We start from the raw sequence: 15,301 nt of genomic DNA, 5'->3' as shown, positions 1-15,301 counted from the left end.
GTTAAATTAAAATAATATTAGAATGAAATTAAAACTACATTATGAACTAATGTTGTTCTAATATATATGGTACTAAATAAATTGATAAAGATATACGGGCACCCACGCCGGGCATAAATAAAAAGCCCGGGCACGTACCCGGGCAAATAGTTAAACAACAAAGATGGCTAATATGCTATCAGCAAGCCAGGGGTGGCTGCTGCCGGTTATTCATTTTAAGTAGCTTATCCAGGCCGGAATCCAGCTGCTGGTTACGCTGTTCGCTGTCGTCCGTGAGGCTGCACACGGAGAACAGTTGGAACAGGCGCAGGCTTTTATTGGTAAAGGGCTTTGAGTCTTTATTGCAAAGTTCCAGGGAGAAGTGAAAGCGTTCTTCCAGTTCTTCTTCAAATTCACGCAGGCTCAGTGTTTCGTCGATGGGATAGTCCACGAGTATTTCTTCTTCAAAGCCCGCGTCTTTCAAGGTATCAAAACCATTGGCAAGGGAATAGTGTGCGTACACCGCGCAATTACAACTGAGCAACCGCTGAAACTGCATTTGCAGCAGCGATATGGTCATTAATGGGTGTAGTTTGAGGATTTTCATTGCTTACAAATGCTTGGTATTTCTCACGATGCAAACGTCGTGCTGCTATGTAAATTGAATATTAACTACTTGTTATAATAATGTGAAAATACCATGCATCTTCACCGGATAGTTTAGGACGGTAGCAAGGGGTAGTAGTCGGTACAGGAAGCAGGAAAGAGGCGACTAGTGGCAAGGGCAGGCCGCCTCCGGGTTTTATGTGTCGGATTACTTGTTCACTGCTGCAAAGGAAGCCAGGCTGGCTTCCCAGTCCAGGCCGGGTTCTTCGTCTTCAAGGCTTTCATCTTCCTGGGCCCGCAGCGCGGCTTGTTCAGCGCGGCTTTGGGGATGGGTGTACAACGTCCATTGGCCGCCTGCGTACTCCAGGGAGGTGAGGCTTTCCACCCAGTCGCCGGAGTTGAGGTAGGTCACGGTTTTACCATTGTGCTCCATGGTGGAGATCACCGGCTGGTGGATGTGGCCACAACATACTACGTCAATGCCTTTGTCAATGGCAATTTCCGCCACGGTTTGTTCAAAGTCGGAAATAAATTTCACGGCCTGTTTCACCCCGTGCTTCACTTTTTTGGAGAAGGACATCTTTTCGCGGCCCATTTTCTCCATCAGGTTATTCACCAGGCGGTTCAGGATAATGAGGATATCATAGCCCTTCCCTCCCAGCTTGGCCAGCCACTTGGAGTTTTTCATGGTAATGTCGTATACATCGCCATGGAAGAACCAGTGTTTTTTGCCATCCACGTCGAGGATCAGCTTATTGTCAATAGAAAAATTGCTGAGGCCAAAGCCGGCAAACTTGCGCAGGGCCTCGTCATGGTTGCCCGTCAGGTAGTACACTTCCGTGCCTTTCCCTATGAATTTCAGCAACCTGCGGATGACTTTGGTATGGGACTTCGGGAAATAGCGCTTGCTAAACTGCCAGATGTCGATAATATCTCCGTTGAGAATCAGTATCTTTGGGTCGATACTGTCGAGGTACTGAACCAGCTCTTTCGCATGGCAACCATAAATTCCCAGGTGCACGTCAGAAATTACGGCGATGTCTAATGGGCGTTTCTCAGGCATTTGCTTAGTAACTAGGTATAAACCAGGCGGCTGGTTCGGGTGTTATGAGTAAATATTTAAATGCAAAAGTCTACCGCACATATTACTTTTATATTAACTGCACATTAAGGAATTATTAAATCGGGAAATTTCTTGGCATCTATAGTTGTGCCGGGCTATTTTTGCCGCAAATTCAAACTTGAGATTTATGGGAGGTTTTAACTCTTTTGTGAAATTATTTGTACCGAAAGACCGTGTTTTTTACTCATTATTCGAAGATGTAGCCGCCACCCTGGTGGAAATGGCTACCGTGCTGGTGGAACTCGTGGAGACTAAAGACGCTTCCGTACGTAAAGACAAAGTAAACCTCATTGAACGCCTGGAGCACAAGAATGACGACCTTACCCACCGCATTCTCGTGGAACTGAGCCAGAACTTCATCACTCCCTTTGACCGGGAAGATATCCACTACCTGGCCTCCACCCTGGACGACGTGGCAGATTACATCCACGGCTCCTCCAAGAGAATAGACCTGTACAAGGTACATGAGCTGAACGATCATATCCGCAAGCTGGCAGACCTGATCTACCAGGGTTGCGTAGAACTGTCCCGCGCCATTCCCGAGCTGCGTAACATGCAGAACATGCGGGTGATCACCGAAGCCTGTGTAAAGATCAACAGCCTGGAAAACCATGCAGATGATATTTATGACCGCGCCGTAGCAGACCTGTTTGACGAGCATTCCAACAATGCCGGGGAGCTGATCAAAATGCGCGAGATCTACCAGGCCCTGGAACTGGCCACGGACAAATGCGAGGATTGCGCCAATGTGATCGAGACCATTATCATTAAGTACGCCTAAGCCTGATCCGGCAGGCAGCTGCATTTTTTTCTCTAACCATTTGCAACATGGCGCTACTAGTAATCATCTTTATACTGGCTTTTGTTTTCGACTTTATCAACGGCTTCCACGATGCGGCAAACTCCATTGCCACGATCGTTTCCACCAAGGTACTTACCCCCTTCCAGGCAGTGATATGGGCCGCTATCTTCAACTTTGCGGCATTCTTCGTGGCCAAATACGTCATACACGAATTCAAGGTGGGTAACTCTATTGCCAATTCTATCTTTGAACAATACATTACCCTCAAAGTGATCCTCAGTGGGCTCATTGCAGCTATCAGCTGGAACCTGCTCACCTGGTGGTATGGTATTCCCTCCTCCTCTTCCCACACCCTGATCGGGGGCTTTATCGGGGCGGCGGTAATGAACGCCGGCGGCGATTACCACGTGATCAACTTTGCCAAAGTAATGCCCACCGTGTACTTTATTGTACTGGCACCGTTCATCGGTATGGCGGTTTCTTTTGTGATCACCATCCTCATCCTCAATATTTGCCGCAGGGCTAATCCCTTCCGCGCAGAAAGCTGGTTCAAGCGCCTGCAGCTGGTATCTTCCGCTGCCCTGAGCCTTGGCCACGGCAGTAACGATGCCCAGAAGGTAATGGGCATCCTGGCCGTATCCATGGTGGCCTCCGGTCACCTGGACAATATCAGGAATGTGCCGGACTGGATCCCCCTCTGCTGCTTTACCGCCATTGCGGCGGGCACCATGAGCGGTGGCTGGAAGATCGTAAAAACGATGGGTACCCGCATTACCAAGGTAACCCCGCTGGAAGGGGTAAGTGCGGAAACTGCCGGTGCCTTCACCCTGTTCCTCACCGAGCACCTGGGCATCCCGGTAAGTACCACCCACACCCTCACCGGTTCCATCATTGGCGTGGGCGCCGTAAAACGCCTGAGCGCCGTACGTTGGGGCGTTACCGTAAGCCTGCTCTGGGCCTGGATACTGACCATCCCCATCAGCGCCTTACTGGCGGCAGGGATCATGTTTATCGTAAACCTGGTGTCATAACCACACAACATTATATGCAGGAAAGAGGGTGTACCGCCAATGGCTACACCCTCTTTTTTTATGCCATGCGCAACCGCATGCGTAGTGGTTTTTCATGTAAATAAAGTTATTTTTGTCAGCCACTTGCCCCGGCCGGGTGCAGCACAGGCATACAGGAAAAATCAATTGAAAAACGGAACGGCCGGGTAGCAGCGAAATTACCAGTTCAAAAAACATCCAGCCTTTTAACAGGTACTTATTTTAACTATTCTCATGAAAGGAATTATCCTGGCCGGCGGTTCCGGCACACGCTTACATCCCATTACATATGCCATCAGCAAGCAGATCATGCCGGTGTATGACAAGCCCATGATCTACTACCCGCTGTCTACCCTTATGCTGGCGGGCATCCGCGACATCCTGATCATTTCCACCCCGCATGACCTGCCGGGCTTCCGCCGCCTGTTTGGCGATGGCTCCCAGCTGGGCCTTCACCTCAGCTATGCAGAGCAGCCCACACCCAACGGGCTGGCACAGGCCTTTGTGATCGGGAAGTCCTTCATTGGCAAAGACCCGGTAGCACTGGTACTGGGTGATAATATATTTTACGGCGCAGGCCTGGGCACCCAGCTGCAGAAGAACACCACCCCGGAAGGCGGCATTGTGTACGCCTACCATGTGAGCGATCCTGAGCGCTACGGGGTAGTGGAATTTGATGAGCAGATGCAGGCAAAGTCCATCGAGGAAAAGCCCCTGCAGCCCAAGTCGAACTATGCAGTGCCCGGCCTCTATTTCTACGATAATGATGTAGTGGAAATTGCCGGTAACCTGCAGCCCAGTCCCCGCGGGGAATACGAGATCACCGATGTGAACAAGGCCTACCTGGAGCGGGGCAAACTCAAAGTATCCATCCTGCCCAGGGGTACTGCCTGGCTGGATACCGGCACCTTTGACTCCCTCATGCAGGCATCACAGTTTGTGCAGGTGATAGAACAGCGCCAGGGCATTAAGGTGGCCTGTATTGAAGAAATAGCATACCGCCAGGGCTTTATTAACGCAGCCCAGCTGGAAGTACTGGCAAAACCTTTGCTGAAAAGCGGCTATGGCACTTACCTGAAAGAAGTGCTGGAAGGCAATATCTGATCGGCTCTGTTTTAACTTATCATATAAATTTCACTTACAATGAAGGTGCTTGTTACGGGCGGCTGTGGTTACATTGGCTCCCATACGATAGTAGATTTGATCAACAACGGGTTTGACGTAGTTTCTGTAGACAGTAACATTCGCAGCTCCACCCAGCTGCTGGAAGGTGTGGAACGCATCACCGGCAAAAAGATCCACAACTACAAGGTGGACCTCTGCAACCTGGAAGATACCAATGCGGTGTTCCACGAAAACCGCGACATCGTGGGGGTGATCCACTTTGCAGCCCTCAAAACGGTACCCGAATCCGTGGCTAACCCACTGCTGTATTTCCAGAATAACCTGGACTCCCTCATTAACGTGCTGAAATGTGTAAAGGAGTATAACATTCCCAACTTCGTATTCTCCTCTTCCTGCTCTGTGTATGGCAATGCGACCGAACTGCCGGTGGTGGAAAGCTCTCCCCTCCTGGAAGCCCAGAGCCCCTATGCCCGTACCAAGCAGATGGGCGAACAGATCATCCGCGATTACAGCAAGGTGCACGATACCCAGAGCATCCTGCTGCGGTACTTTAACCCCGTAGGCGCCCACCCCTCCGGCCTTATTGGCGAACTGCCCCTGGGCAAACCGGACAACCTGGTGCCCGTGATCACCCAGACCGCCATTGGCAAGATCCCGAAAATGGTGGTGATGGGCCACGACTACGATACCCGCGACGGTAGCTGCGTGCGCGACTACATCCATGTGATGGACATTGCCAATGCACACACCCGGGCCCTGCAATACCTCATTGACAAAAAGAATAAGACCAACTGTGAAGTGTTCAACCTGGGTACCGGCAACGGCGTAACCGTGCTGGAAGCCATCAAGGCATTTGAAAAAGTGTCCGGGGTGAAACTGAACTATGAGCTGGGCCCCCGCCGCCCGGGAGACGTGATCGCCATTTATGCCAACAACGCCCATGCCCGCAAAGAACTGGGCTGGAGCCCCGAAACCGGCATAGACGAGATGATGCGTACCGCCTGGCAGTGGGAGCTGAACCTGCGCGATAAAGTAAGGGCCAATTAACAACGGCGGTTCCCCAACCGGCAATTTCCAGCTTCAGCAATGTGTTAGGGCCTGGTATACAGCACCCGCGCGCATTTCCAGGGGTTGGAAATTGGAATTTGATGTCTCCCGGTAAGGGACCCTTTTGAGGGGAAATTTAGCATTTCCCTGGTTTAAACTTCGTTGCTTTAATACCGTCTTAATACCGGCGCCTGTGAGAAAGAACAGTACCTCCCGATCCAACAATAGCATTTCCGGCTATTGCCATTTAACCGAAACATGGCCGTAACATCAGACGATAAAGAACTTTTAGCACTTTACCGGCAGCCTGCCACCAGAGAAAAGGGATTTACGCGCATCATTGAAAAATACCAGGAAAAGCTTTACTGGCATATCCGCCGCCTGGTGATTGATCATGAAGATGCAAACGACGTCCTGCAGAACATGCTGATAAAGGTTTGGAAGAACCTGGAAGGTTTCCGGGAAGATTCCCAGCTTTACACCTGGCTTTACAAGATTGCTACCAACGAAAGCCTGACTTTCCTGGAGCAGCAGAAGCGCCGTGGTGGAGCGGTATCCTTGTCTGATGTGGAAACGGGGCTGAGCAACAAACTGAAGGCCGATGCCCAGTTTGATGCCAACAGGCTGGAATGGCGCCTGCAAAATGCCATCCTGGCCCTGCCGGAAAAACAGCGCATCGTGTTCAACCTCCGTTATTACGACGAGATGCCATACGAGGAGATGAGCCGGGTGCTGGACACCTCGGAAGGAGCACTGAAAGCCTCTTACCACCACGCGGTGAAAAAAATAGAGGACTTCATTAAGAAAGGCGCCGAAGAATAAGAACTGTAAACCAACGGAAGCAGGACAACCTGCGCAACAATATCATGAAAAAGGGGAAAGATATAGCAGCTGAGTGGGAGCAGATAGCCCCAGGTCTTCATCTACCGGATGAAGCGCCTTTCCGCGTGCCGGAAGGGTATTTTGCCGCATTACCGGACCAGGTGATGCAGCGCATCCGGGCAGCGGAGGATGCGGAGGTGGCGGACATCCTGGGCACCCTGCCCAAGATAAGCCCGCTCACTGCGCCCGCACCCGGATATTTCAGCCAGCTGGGCTCCCAGGTGATGCAACGCATTCACCACGAAGAAGCCAGCACCTCCCTGGAAGAGGCCCGGGAAATAGACGGCATCCTGGCCGGCCTTCCACGGAATCATCCTTTTACCCCGGCCCCACCCGCTTATTTTGAAACACTGGGCAGCCAGGTAATGGGCCGCATCCAGCAGGAAGAAGAAGGCGCCGGAGTGGTACCGATGAAGCAGCCCCACCGCACCTGGGTAAAATGGGCCGTAGCCGCCTGCACCGCCGGTATACTGGCCACTGCGGGCATCCTGCGCTACAGCGCCGGCAGCGATAATGCCGGACCGCTGGCCAAGGTAAGTGACCAGGAACTGGTGGATTACCTGCAAAGCCATAATGACGAATTTGATAACGACGCGATCTACGCGAGCGTGAGCAATACAACAGCCACCCCGGAACAACAAAAAACCCAACCCGGTGTGCAACTGGACGATGTGTCCACAGACGACCTGAACCAATACATTGAAACAACGAACACAAACGACCTTTAACAGCCGTTTGCCAAGAGCGACATGAAATCTATACGCATTATATTATTCATCCTTTGCGGCCTGATCGGGAGCACCGTTGCAGTAAGGGCGCAAGACGAGGCACAAAACCCGGGTCTTGAGCGCATCCGTGCGGCACAGATCGCCTACCTCAGTAAAGAGCTGGACCTGAGCCCGGAAGAGGCCCAGAAGTTCTGGCCCGTGTACAACCAGTACTCCAAGGAAGTGGAAACACTGATCGAGGAACGCAAACGGACCATGAAGGACCTGCGTCAAAACCCGGATCCTGCTGATCCTACAGCCCAGGCCACCCAGGACCTGAAGTACCAACAGCGCATGCTGGACATCAAAACCCGGTACAAGGACCAGTTTGTGAAGGTACTGCCCGCACAAAAGGTAAACACCCTGTACCGCGCCGAACGGGATTTCCGCCAGGCATTGCTCCGCGAATACAAAATGCGGCAGGAGCAGCGCGGCGTGCCCCTGCGCAGGATGCGGCAATAAACACGATCATCTCTTATCCTATATAAAGAGGAAAGGCGTCTCCCAGGTGGGGACGCCTTTTTATTTGCTGCGGGTGCATTTTATTTTTTACGCGAGGATGCCTGCGCGAAGAGGGCCCTCCGGGATTTTGAGGGCGGTTTATTCGCATTCAAATGAACACCTGCGTAAGTATTCCAGTGACCGCTTATTGTTCCGTGTAATGCGCTCTTACTTCAATCACTTTACCCCGCTCATTGAGCACCATCAGCTCTGCGGACAGGCGGTTGTTCACGCTTTTGTAGTAGAGCACCACGGAGTTTACCCCTTCCAGCACGTGGTAAAGGTCAAAATGCAGGTCGGGGAAGGCGGCAAGGCCCTTGGTGAAATACGCTTCCAGGGCGGCTTTGCCGCGCAGGCCGCCACTGGGGTCATTGTTCAGTTTTTTAACCAGGGGAGAATAAAATACCACGTCATCATCGTAGTGGGAAAGGATGTCCGGGAGGGAATGGCTGTTCCACGCGGCTATCCATTCATGTGCAAATTCCAGCATAGCGTTTTTTTATAACAAGGTACGCCTCCCGGCGCTGCAACTATTTGCTGAAATGCTCATTTTTTAAAGGGCATGCATAACGCCAAACTGGCGGCGAAATACAACACAGTAAAGGTTGATTTAGGCCGTTCGCCAGGTGGCGGCGTGGTTCCAAACTGGCGGCGAAACGTTTGATAAAGATTGATTTAAGTGGTCCGCCACCTCGCCGGCGTAGTTCCAAACTGGCGGCGAAAGGCCCGGTAAAAGTGGGTAAGGTCTTCAAACCCGCTGCTGTAGGCTATTTCACGGATAGGCAGCCGGGTAGTGCGCAGCAGGAAGCCCGCACGGCCCAGGCGTTGCTCCTGCAGCCAGGCCATGGGAGACACCTGGTAACGCTGACGAAAGTGGCGCTGCAGGCTGGCCCTGCTCATGCAACTGCGCCCGGCCAGTGCCTCCAGGTGGCGCAGCTCCTCCAGGTGCTCCCCCACCGCACGGATAGCCAGCCCCAATGCCGGCGGCTGCGCGGCCCGCAACATACTGAATACCATGGTGGCTTCCGGCTGCTGGCGCAGTAAGGCCAGCAAGGCGTCCTCCAGCGCAGCTACATCCAGGGCCGTGCTAGTTTGCGTGCAGTGCAACAGGGTTTGGGTATAACGGTCCCAGTCGCGGGGCATTTGCAGCGGAAGGGAGCGGGTCCTGGCCTTACCTGCCGGTGCAGGACCTGCATGCAGCAGGCCCGCCACCAGGGCATCCGGCAGCTGCAGGTTCAGACTCTCGAACCCACCGGGCAGGATCTCGGAACAAAGGAGTGTATCGCGGGGAATGAGAAAAATATCGCCGGCACGGAGGTGGTGCACGGCGTTGCCGTCATACATGCGCTTCTGCCCATGAAGTATTATGTTTATAATGGTGCGGGGTACATGCAGCATATGGCAGGCATCTTCACGGAAACGGCTATACGCTGCAGAAACATCTGCACATTGTGCGGTGTACATGGCAGTACAGCCGGGCACGGGGCGGTTTGTATAAGCAGCGTACATTAAAATGGCGATTCATTGGCCGGAGGCGGGAAATTGTAACCCATTACCCTACATCCTGGCAAAAGGCGTCCGCACATCATGGTAGAACAGAAAGGTCCAGTCTTCCGCGCGGCCCTGCTCCAGGTACTGCTGGCGCAGCTCCATGCAGCGCTTACCGTCGTAATCATATTTTGCTACAAAGCGGCTCTTCATCTGTGAGATCTGCGGGGCCACATCGCCGCCATAGAAGATCTTTTCTGCACCGTCTTCGATCAGGAACACCTGGTGATAAGGGCAATGCCCGCCGGTAAGCGTATAATGGATATAACCATCAATGATACCATCCCCGTCTACAAACACCACGTTGTCCCGCTGGCGCAGGATGGCTATATCTTCCGCCAGGTAAGACTTCCCGTCATTATCCAGCGCGTATTGCATCTCCCTTTCGTTCACGTAATAAGTTGCGTGCGGGAAGGTTAGGGCCCGCTCCCCGCTCACGGGATCTTTGTAAGACACGCCACCAGCGTGGTCTTTATGCAGGTGGCTCATGAGCACCTTGGAAATATCCATGGGATTCACGCCATGGTCTATGAGATGCTGGTGCAGTTGCAATACCCCGTCCTTATTGCGGAAGCCCAGCCCTGCATCCAGCAGGATATAATCGTGATCGGTAATAACAAGGAAGGGCTGGATCTCCACCAGCAAAGAGCCACCACCGCGCTCTTCCAACGTATCCCTGCCTACCGCAAATGGTACAAACTGCTTGGTCTTGTCTACCGTAAAAGCTCCTTCCGACAGTGGTATGATGCGCATTAGAATCAAATTTGTCCCAGGTTTCAGGCCCTAAGTCTTAGGGCCAGGGTACCCGTATCGTTAATAAAAATCAAGGCACAAGGTACGAAGATCCATTTGCTTGACCTTGCACCTTGTGCCCTGGAAGAGCGGTACCTAAGACTTAGGGCCTGAGACCTGATGCAATTTTTATCTCAACACCATTTGCCGGTCTGCATCCAAACGGAGCATGATGAAAATGAGGATAGTGAACGTCATCATGGAAGAGCCGCCGTAGCTCACCAGCGGGAGCGGAATACCGATCACGGGCGCCAGGCCTATGGTCATGGCCACGTTGATGAAAAGGTGGAAGAAGATAATACTGGCCACCCCATACGCGTATACCCTGCTGAATGTCGATCGCTGTCGCTCCGCCACCTGGATGATCCGTAAGAGCAGGGCCACGTAAATGGCCAGGAAAATAATGCTGCCTACAAAACCAAAGTCTTCCCCGATGGTGCAGAAAATGAAGTCCGTGCTTTGCTCCGGCACAAAGTCATAGCGGGTTTGGGTGCCTTTAAGGTATCCCTTCCCCAGCAAGCCCCCGGAGCCAATGGCGATCATACTCTGGCGGGTATTGTAGGTGGCCTTCGGATCATCGTCCTTGCCCAGCATTACATAAATACGTTTTACCTGGTAATCCTTTAACACCTTGGTAAAGGCAAAGGGTACCACCACCATCACGAAGGCGGAGCAGAAGGCCCAGATGGCCACAATGAGCACCAGGATGGAGCGCTTGCGCCGGATCTGCCGCCGCATGAAATATCCTACCAGCAAGGCGATCACGGTAAATACGATGAAAAGTATTTTCTTATTGTCAACCAGCAGCGCACTCAATACCAGCACTGCGGCAGAGAAGGCGATCACCAGCAGCACGCCGGGCAGCCCCTCGCGGTACATTACCAGGAAGAAGCTGAAATACACCAGGGCCAGGCCGGTTTCCTGCTGGGCAATGATGATCACCGCCGGCACCAGCGCAATGGCTGCTGCTATCAGACGGGGGCGCAGCTTTTTAAAATCCGTTTCCAGCATGGACAGGTACTTGGCCAGCGCCAGGTTGGTACACACTTTCGTAAACTCTGCCGGCTGGAACTGGAAGCCTCCTATCACCAGCCAGGAGTGGGAACCATTTACATCGCGCCCCAGGCCTATTACCAGGATGAGGAGGAAAATACCGAATGCGTAAAAGAGATTGGCGGTAGCCGTAAAAAATTTAGAATCTGTAAGCCAGATGCCGGTAGCCAGTATCATGGAGATGCCGAACCACATCATCTGCTTGGAAAAGCTCTTGTTTACATGAATGATGTTATACCACAGCGGATCACCCTCGCGGTGCTCCGCGGCAAAGATGCACAGGATGCCTATGATCACCAGCGCCAAGTACAGGCCTACAATAGGCCAGTCTATGCCAGAAGTAAGTTTTGCGTTTTGACGGTTCATGGGCGGTTAGATCGTTTTAGGACGGTTCTTATCGTCGTTTGCTGCAGCAGGTGGTTTAATATGATTCAGGGAGTCCAGCTTGGACTTGGCCAGCATGGCCGGTGAAATGGTCACGGTGTTGATCATCTTGTCCACCAGCGGCTGACGCTTGGCGGCAATGGTGTCATTCAGGTATTTTTCTATCATGAAGCTGGCAATAGGCGCTGCGTAGGTAGCACCAAAGCCGGCGTTTTCCACCACCACGGCAATGCAGATCTTCGGGTTCTCCACCGGGGCAAAGGCCACGAAGATAGAGTGGTTCTTCAACTTGGTACGCTCCCCGTTTACGATCGCGTAGTTCTCTGCTGTACCGGTCTTACCACCCATGGTTACACCGTCAATGCGGGCGCCCATGGCCGTACCGGCTTCCACCACATCCTGCATACCACGTATTACAGAACCGAAAATGGTATCCTGGATGTGGGCTACTACGTGCTTCTCTTTGTATTTGGCCAGTACATCGGAATTATCGCCATCGATCTTTTCTACAAAGTGGGGGATGTAAAAATAACCACGGTTAGAGATGATGCACATTTCATTGGCCATCTGCAGGGGCGTGAGGGTCAGCTCACCCTGGCCTATGCCGAGGAACACGTTGGTACAGGAGTTCCAGCTGCCGTTGTAGCGTTTATTAAAGTAAGCTGTATCCGGCAGGGTGCCTTTGGATTCACTGGGAATATCTACCCCGATGCGGTGGCCGAGGCCAAAGGAGGTCATGTAATCCCACCACTTCTGCATACCACCGGTCTTAATGCCACCCAGCTTGGGATTATCCACCGTGAGGCGGTATACGTGCGAGAAATAAGAGTTGCAGGAGTGGGCCAATGCCAGGCGCAGGTTTGCAGCGTGCCCGGCATCATGGTGCTCGCATTTGATAGGGCGGTTACAGCCGTAATACGCACCGCCGCAGGGATACCCGAAGCTGGGCGAGATCACGCCTTCATCCAGCGCCACAGTAGCGATCATGGGTTTGAAGGTGGAGCCCGGCGGGTAAGTAGCCTGGATGGCACGGTTCAGCAGAGGCTTGGTCGTATCGGTAAAGAGGCGGCTGAAGTTCGCATTCCGGAAAGGCCCTGTAAGCAGGTTGGGATCAAAAGAGGGGCCGCTCACCATGGCCAGGATGCCGCCGGTACGCGGGTCTATGGCCACCACGCTGCCTATCTTGCCGCGCATGAGTTTTTCGCCCAGTTGCTGCAGGTCTATATCCAGGGAAAGGCGCAGGTTCTTGCCGGCAATGGCAGCCGTGTCAAACTCGCCGTTCTCATAAGAGCCTTGTGTCCTGTTCAGGTTATCTTTCACCAGGTACTGGATGCCGCGCTGGCCCATCAACTGGGGCTGGTAGGTGCGTTCCAGGCCGGTGAGGCCAATGTAGTCACCCTGGTTGTAATCCGCGTACTCCGGGCGTTTCAGCAGGTCTGGCGGAATTTCCGCGATATACCCCAGAAAGTTTGCCGCCACCCCGTAAGGATAGGAGCGGATCTGGCGTTGCACCAGTTCAAAGCCGGGCTGGAAAAGGAACATGCTTTCCTGCAGGCGGCCAAAGATGGCGGGCGGCAGCAGCGGGGCAAATACGGAAGGGCGTACGCGGCCATTTTTTATAATGGCGGCGTTAAACCGTTTGTTATACTCCGCGTTATCGATCTCCAGGATCTTGCAGAGGTAAGCGGTATCAATTTTTTTCGCATTGGCCGGTGTTACCACCAGGTCGTACAGCGCGTCATTACTGAGGATGCTCCGGCCCTTGCGGTCCAGGATGATGCCACGGCTGGGATACACCACCTTGCGCAGCACCGCGTTGGCATCGGCCAGCTTTGCATATTTCTTTTCCACTACCTGTAAAAAGAACAGGCGCGTACCAATGATGAGGATCATTCCGAGGAAGATCATCTGGATCACTCTTCTTCTGGGCTGATTGTAAACTGACATGGGATATTGTGAGTAATGAGCTGTAAGTTTTAATAGGAACGGGACACAGCGCTATGATGTTGCGTACGGCATCCCGCAGCAGGCAAAATTAGCGCATCGCACCGTAAGGTTGCGCAAAAGACAGCAGCCCTGCACCGGGCAGGGGTACTACTGTTTCTTGGAATAGAATAACAGCTCGTACAGCAGGATCAGCACCAGGCTGGCGGCGGTACCAAGCACTATTTTCAGCAACAGGTACAAAGGGTTGGCCATGTTGAACACGCCCAGGCTGAAGTACACCACGTGGTGCAGGAACACCAGGATAGCGGCATACACGAAGAACTGGGTGGTGCCCATGCTGCTCATGGAAGGCGATTTCTGGGTGGTTTCAAAACCGCCCTGGGGCGACAGGATGTTGATGATGAACGGGCGCAGGTAAGCGATGAACACGCAGGCGGCGGCATGCTCGCCCATGGTGTTCATGAACATATCCAGCGACAGGCCGGTGAAAAGCCCCAGCAGCATAAGGCCGGGCCGGGGGAGGTTAAATGGCAGCAGCAGGATGAAGAGCATGTAAATATACAATGACACCATCTGCCCTACCTGTATCTTGTTGAGCACAAAAACCTGCAGCAACAGCAGCAGGATGAAGCGGATTATATTTCTTAAGAGTACACTCATTTGATAGCCCTCGTTGAATCTTCCAGGTTTTCCTGTTCGTCTTTCAACAGGTTTTCTGTCACATACACGTATTCCAGGTTGTAAAAGTTGGTAGCCAGCCGTAAGCGGATGCTGTAAGAGGTGCTGGCTTTATCCTCCACGGTCACGCTATCCACGTAGCCGATGGGAATGTAAGGCGGGAAGAAGGAGGAATAGCCGCTGGTTACCACGGTATCGCCTTTATGCACGGTGGCGCTGCGGGGAATGTCGCGCAGGGTGGCGTACATGCCGGAGCCACCGTCCCACTGCACTTTGCCGGCCTCGCCGGTGCGGTACAGCTTACCAGAGAAGCTCAGGCTGCGCACTTTACTGAGCAGGGAGAGCACCACGGCGTAGTTGTCACTCACACTGCGCACCACGCCCACGATGCCGGAACTGGAAATAACGCCCATATTGGGCTGCACGCCCTGGAGGCGGCCGCGGTGGATGGTAATGTAATTGACTTCGTGCTGGTTAATATCGTTGTTAACAACTTTGGCTTCGCGGTAAAAATATTTGCGCACTTTGCTTTCCACCAGTTTGTGCAGGGTATCATCACTGTAGCGGCGCAGGGTATCGGAGTGGATGCCGCTGGTGGTATCGAGCAGGTCGTAGGTAGTGGCCAGGTAGTTGCGCAGGCGGGCGTTTTCCCGTACCAGGCTGTCATTGGTGGCGGTGAGGTGCAGGTAATATTCCACCTGGTTGTACTGGTCGTACATTTTGCCAGAGATCCTGTTGGCCGAGTTGACGTAAGCGGTATGCTGGAAATCGTTTTTCTGAAAAACCAGCACAATACAGATCACTTCCAGCAGCAGAAATAAAAAGAAGTTGAAATAACGCCTGAAGAAGATGATGAGATTACGCACCTGGTAAAGTATAAATTTCCAAAACACAATTTCCAACCTCAAAAGCCGGTAAAGTATGCCCTGGAAAAGGTTTTGCTGGTTTAGGTTTTATAAATCCAGGTTTCAACTTCAACCCGGATGGTATTGGAAATTGAAACCTGGAATCGGAGCTT

The 15,301-nt window shown here is 52.7% G+C and carries 16 protein-coding genes; 7 read left to right on the top strand and 9 right to left on the bottom strand.

Annotation, left to right across the window (positions count from 1 at the left end):
* Nucleotides 1-178: 178 nt before the first annotated feature.
* Together DCC81_RS05645 and DCC81_RS05640 are read right to left on the bottom strand one after the other, a co-directional pair.
* Complete coding sequence (locus DCC81_RS05645) at nt 179-559, bottom strand: hypothetical protein (RefSeq protein ID WP_108685596.1); 381 nt, start codon at nt 557-559, stop codon at nt 179-181.
* A gap of 234 nt (nt 560-793) precedes the next feature.
* Entirely contained in the window at nt 794-1,648 is an 855-nt protein-coding gene (locus DCC81_RS05640) for a UDP-2,3-diacylglucosamine diphosphatase (protein WP_108685595.1), read from the bottom strand.
* A gap of 187 nt (nt 1,649-1,835) precedes the next feature.
* Here DCC81_RS05640 and DCC81_RS05635 point away from each other — a divergent pair, with 187 nt between their 5' ends.
* From DCC81_RS05635 to DCC81_RS05605, 7 genes are all read left to right on the top strand, one after another.
* A complete protein-coding gene (locus tag DCC81_RS05635; protein ID WP_108685594.1) occupies nt 1,836-2,489 on the top strand; it encodes a DUF47 domain-containing protein in 654 nt (217 codons plus the stop codon).
* Between the two features lie 47 nt (nt 2,490-2,536).
* Nucleotides 2,537-3,541, top strand: a complete 1,005-nt coding sequence (locus tag DCC81_RS05630) for an inorganic phosphate transporter (RefSeq protein WP_108685593.1) — start codon at nt 2,537-2,539, stop codon at nt 3,539-3,541.
* A gap of 252 nt (nt 3,542-3,793) precedes the next feature.
* The gene (gene rfbA / locus DCC81_RS05625) at nt 3,794-4,663 is read left to right on the top strand and encodes a glucose-1-phosphate thymidylyltransferase RfbA (protein WP_108685592.1); all 870 of its coding nucleotides are present in this window, start codon (nt 3,794-3,796) and stop codon (nt 4,661-4,663) included.
* 39 nt (nt 4,664-4,702) lie between these two features.
* Nucleotides 4,703-5,731 carry a UDP-glucose 4-epimerase GalE gene (galE, locus tag DCC81_RS05620; RefSeq protein WP_108685591.1) on the top strand — a complete coding sequence of 343 codons (1,029 nt, stop codon included), beginning with the start codon at nt 4,703-4,705 and terminating at the stop codon, nt 5,729-5,731.
* A 258-nt stretch (nt 5,732-5,989) separates the two neighbouring features.
* Nucleotides 5,990-6,553 carry an RNA polymerase sigma factor gene (locus DCC81_RS05615; RefSeq protein WP_108685590.1) on the top strand — a complete coding sequence of 188 codons (564 nt, stop codon included), beginning with the start codon at nt 5,990-5,992 and terminating at the stop codon, nt 6,551-6,553.
* Nucleotides 6,554-6,597: 44 nt separating this feature from the next.
* Nucleotides 6,598-7,341: a hypothetical protein gene (locus DCC81_RS05610; protein ID WP_133177557.1), complete on the top strand. Its 744-nt coding sequence runs from the start codon at nt 6,598-6,600 to the stop codon at nt 7,339-7,341.
* 21 nt (nt 7,342-7,362) lie between these two features.
* Nucleotides 7,363-7,842, top strand: a complete 480-nt coding sequence (locus DCC81_RS05605; RefSeq protein WP_108685588.1) for a hypothetical protein — start codon at nt 7,363-7,365, stop codon at nt 7,840-7,842.
* A gap of 184 nt (nt 7,843-8,026) precedes the next feature.
* Here DCC81_RS05605 and DCC81_RS05600 read toward each other — a convergent pair whose 3' ends face one another.
* The 7 genes from DCC81_RS05600 to mreC all read right to left on the bottom strand — a co-directional run bounded on the left by DCC81_RS05600 (nt 8,027) and on the right by mreC (nt 15,149).
* Nucleotides 8,027-8,371 carry a nuclear transport factor 2 family protein gene (locus DCC81_RS05600; protein ID WP_108685587.1) on the bottom strand — a complete coding sequence of 115 codons (345 nt, stop codon included), beginning with the start codon at nt 8,369-8,371 and terminating at the stop codon, nt 8,027-8,029.
* Nucleotides 8,372-8,556: 185 nt separating this feature from the next.
* Nucleotides 8,557-9,390: an AraC family transcriptional regulator gene (locus DCC81_RS05595; protein ID WP_108685586.1), complete on the bottom strand. Its 834-nt coding sequence runs from the start codon at nt 9,388-9,390 to the stop codon at nt 8,557-8,559.
* A 48-nt stretch (nt 9,391-9,438) separates the two neighbouring features.
* Entirely contained in the window at nt 9,439-10,182 is a 744-nt protein-coding gene (locus tag DCC81_RS05590; protein WP_165806451.1) for an MBL fold metallo-hydrolase, read from the bottom strand.
* Nucleotides 10,183-10,350: 168 nt separating this feature from the next.
* Complete coding sequence (gene rodA, locus DCC81_RS05585) at nt 10,351-11,640, bottom strand: rod shape-determining protein RodA (protein ID WP_108685585.1); 1,290 nt, start codon at nt 11,638-11,640, stop codon at nt 10,351-10,353.
* Nucleotides 11,641-11,646: 6 nt separating this feature from the next.
* Nucleotides 11,647-13,605, bottom strand: a complete 1,959-nt coding sequence (mrdA, locus tag DCC81_RS05580; RefSeq protein WP_108685584.1) for a penicillin-binding protein 2 — start codon at nt 13,603-13,605, stop codon at nt 11,647-11,649.
* A 147-nt stretch (nt 13,606-13,752) separates the two neighbouring features.
* The gene (locus DCC81_RS05575) at nt 13,753-14,265 is read right to left on the bottom strand and encodes a rod shape-determining protein MreD (protein ID WP_108685583.1); all 513 of its coding nucleotides are present in this window, start codon (nt 14,263-14,265) and stop codon (nt 13,753-13,755) included.
* Nucleotides 14,262-15,149 carry a rod shape-determining protein MreC gene (gene mreC, locus DCC81_RS05570; protein WP_165806450.1) on the bottom strand — a complete coding sequence of 296 codons (888 nt, stop codon included), beginning with the start codon at nt 15,147-15,149 and terminating at the stop codon, nt 14,262-14,264. The genes DCC81_RS05575 and mreC overlap by 4 nt, the downstream gene beginning before the upstream one ends.
* Between the last annotated feature and the right edge of the window lie 152 nt (nt 15,150-15,301).

The organism is Chitinophaga parva (assembly GCF_003071345.1).
In the GTDB taxonomy this organism is placed as follows: Bacteria; Bacteroidota; Bacteroidia; order Chitinophagales; family Chitinophagaceae; genus Chitinophaga; species Chitinophaga parva.
Note: the sequence above shows the minus strand (reverse complement) of the source record. Positions and strands in the feature narration are given on the sequence as shown.

What these genes read in the sequence shown, in the direction of transcription:
- rfbA (WP_108685592.1), top strand. Translation starts at nt 3,794, where the DNA reads ATGAAAGGAATTATCCTGGCCGGCGGTTCCGGCACACGCTTACATCCC.
- DCC81_RS05645 (WP_108685596.1), bottom strand. Translation starts at nt 559, where the DNA reads ATGACCATATCGCTGCTGCAAATGCAGTTTCAGCGGTTGCTCAGTTGT.
- DCC81_RS05590 (WP_165806451.1), bottom strand. Translation starts at nt 10,182, where the DNA reads ATGCGCATCATACCACTGTCGGAAGGAGCTTTTACGGTAGACAAGACC.
- rodA (WP_108685585.1), bottom strand. Translation starts at nt 11,640, where the DNA reads ATGAACCGTCAAAACGCAAAACTTACTTCTGGCATAGACTGGCCTATT.
- DCC81_RS05635 (WP_108685594.1), top strand. Translation starts at nt 1,836, where the DNA reads ATGGGAGGTTTTAACTCTTTTGTGAAATTATTTGTACCGAAAGACCGT.
- mrdA (WP_108685584.1), bottom strand. Translation starts at nt 13,605, where the DNA reads ATGTCAGTTTACAATCAGCCCAGAAGAAGAGTGATCCAGATGATCTTC.
- galE (WP_108685591.1), top strand. Translation starts at nt 4,703, where the DNA reads ATGAAGGTGCTTGTTACGGGCGGCTGTGGTTACATTGGCTCCCATACG.
- DCC81_RS05640 (WP_108685595.1), bottom strand. Translation starts at nt 1,648, where the DNA reads ATGCCTGAGAAACGCCCATTAGACATCGCCGTAATTTCTGACGTGCAC.
- DCC81_RS05595 (WP_108685586.1), bottom strand. Translation starts at nt 9,390, where the DNA reads ATGTACGCTGCTTATACAAACCGCCCCGTGCCCGGCTGTACTGCCATG.
- DCC81_RS05605 (WP_108685588.1), top strand. Translation starts at nt 7,363, where the DNA reads ATGAAATCTATACGCATTATATTATTCATCCTTTGCGGCCTGATCGGG.
- DCC81_RS05600 (WP_108685587.1), bottom strand. Translation starts at nt 8,371, where the DNA reads ATGCTGGAATTTGCACATGAATGGATAGCCGCGTGGAACAGCCATTCC.
- DCC81_RS05615 (WP_108685590.1), top strand. Translation starts at nt 5,990, where the DNA reads ATGGCCGTAACATCAGACGATAAAGAACTTTTAGCACTTTACCGGCAG.
- DCC81_RS05610 (WP_133177557.1), top strand. Translation starts at nt 6,598, where the DNA reads ATGAAAAAGGGGAAAGATATAGCAGCTGAGTGGGAGCAGATAGCCCCA.
- DCC81_RS05575 (WP_108685583.1), bottom strand. Translation starts at nt 14,265, where the DNA reads ATGAGTGTACTCTTAAGAAATATAATCCGCTTCATCCTGCTGCTGTTG.
- DCC81_RS05630 (WP_108685593.1), top strand. Translation starts at nt 2,537, where the DNA reads ATGGCGCTACTAGTAATCATCTTTATACTGGCTTTTGTTTTCGACTTT.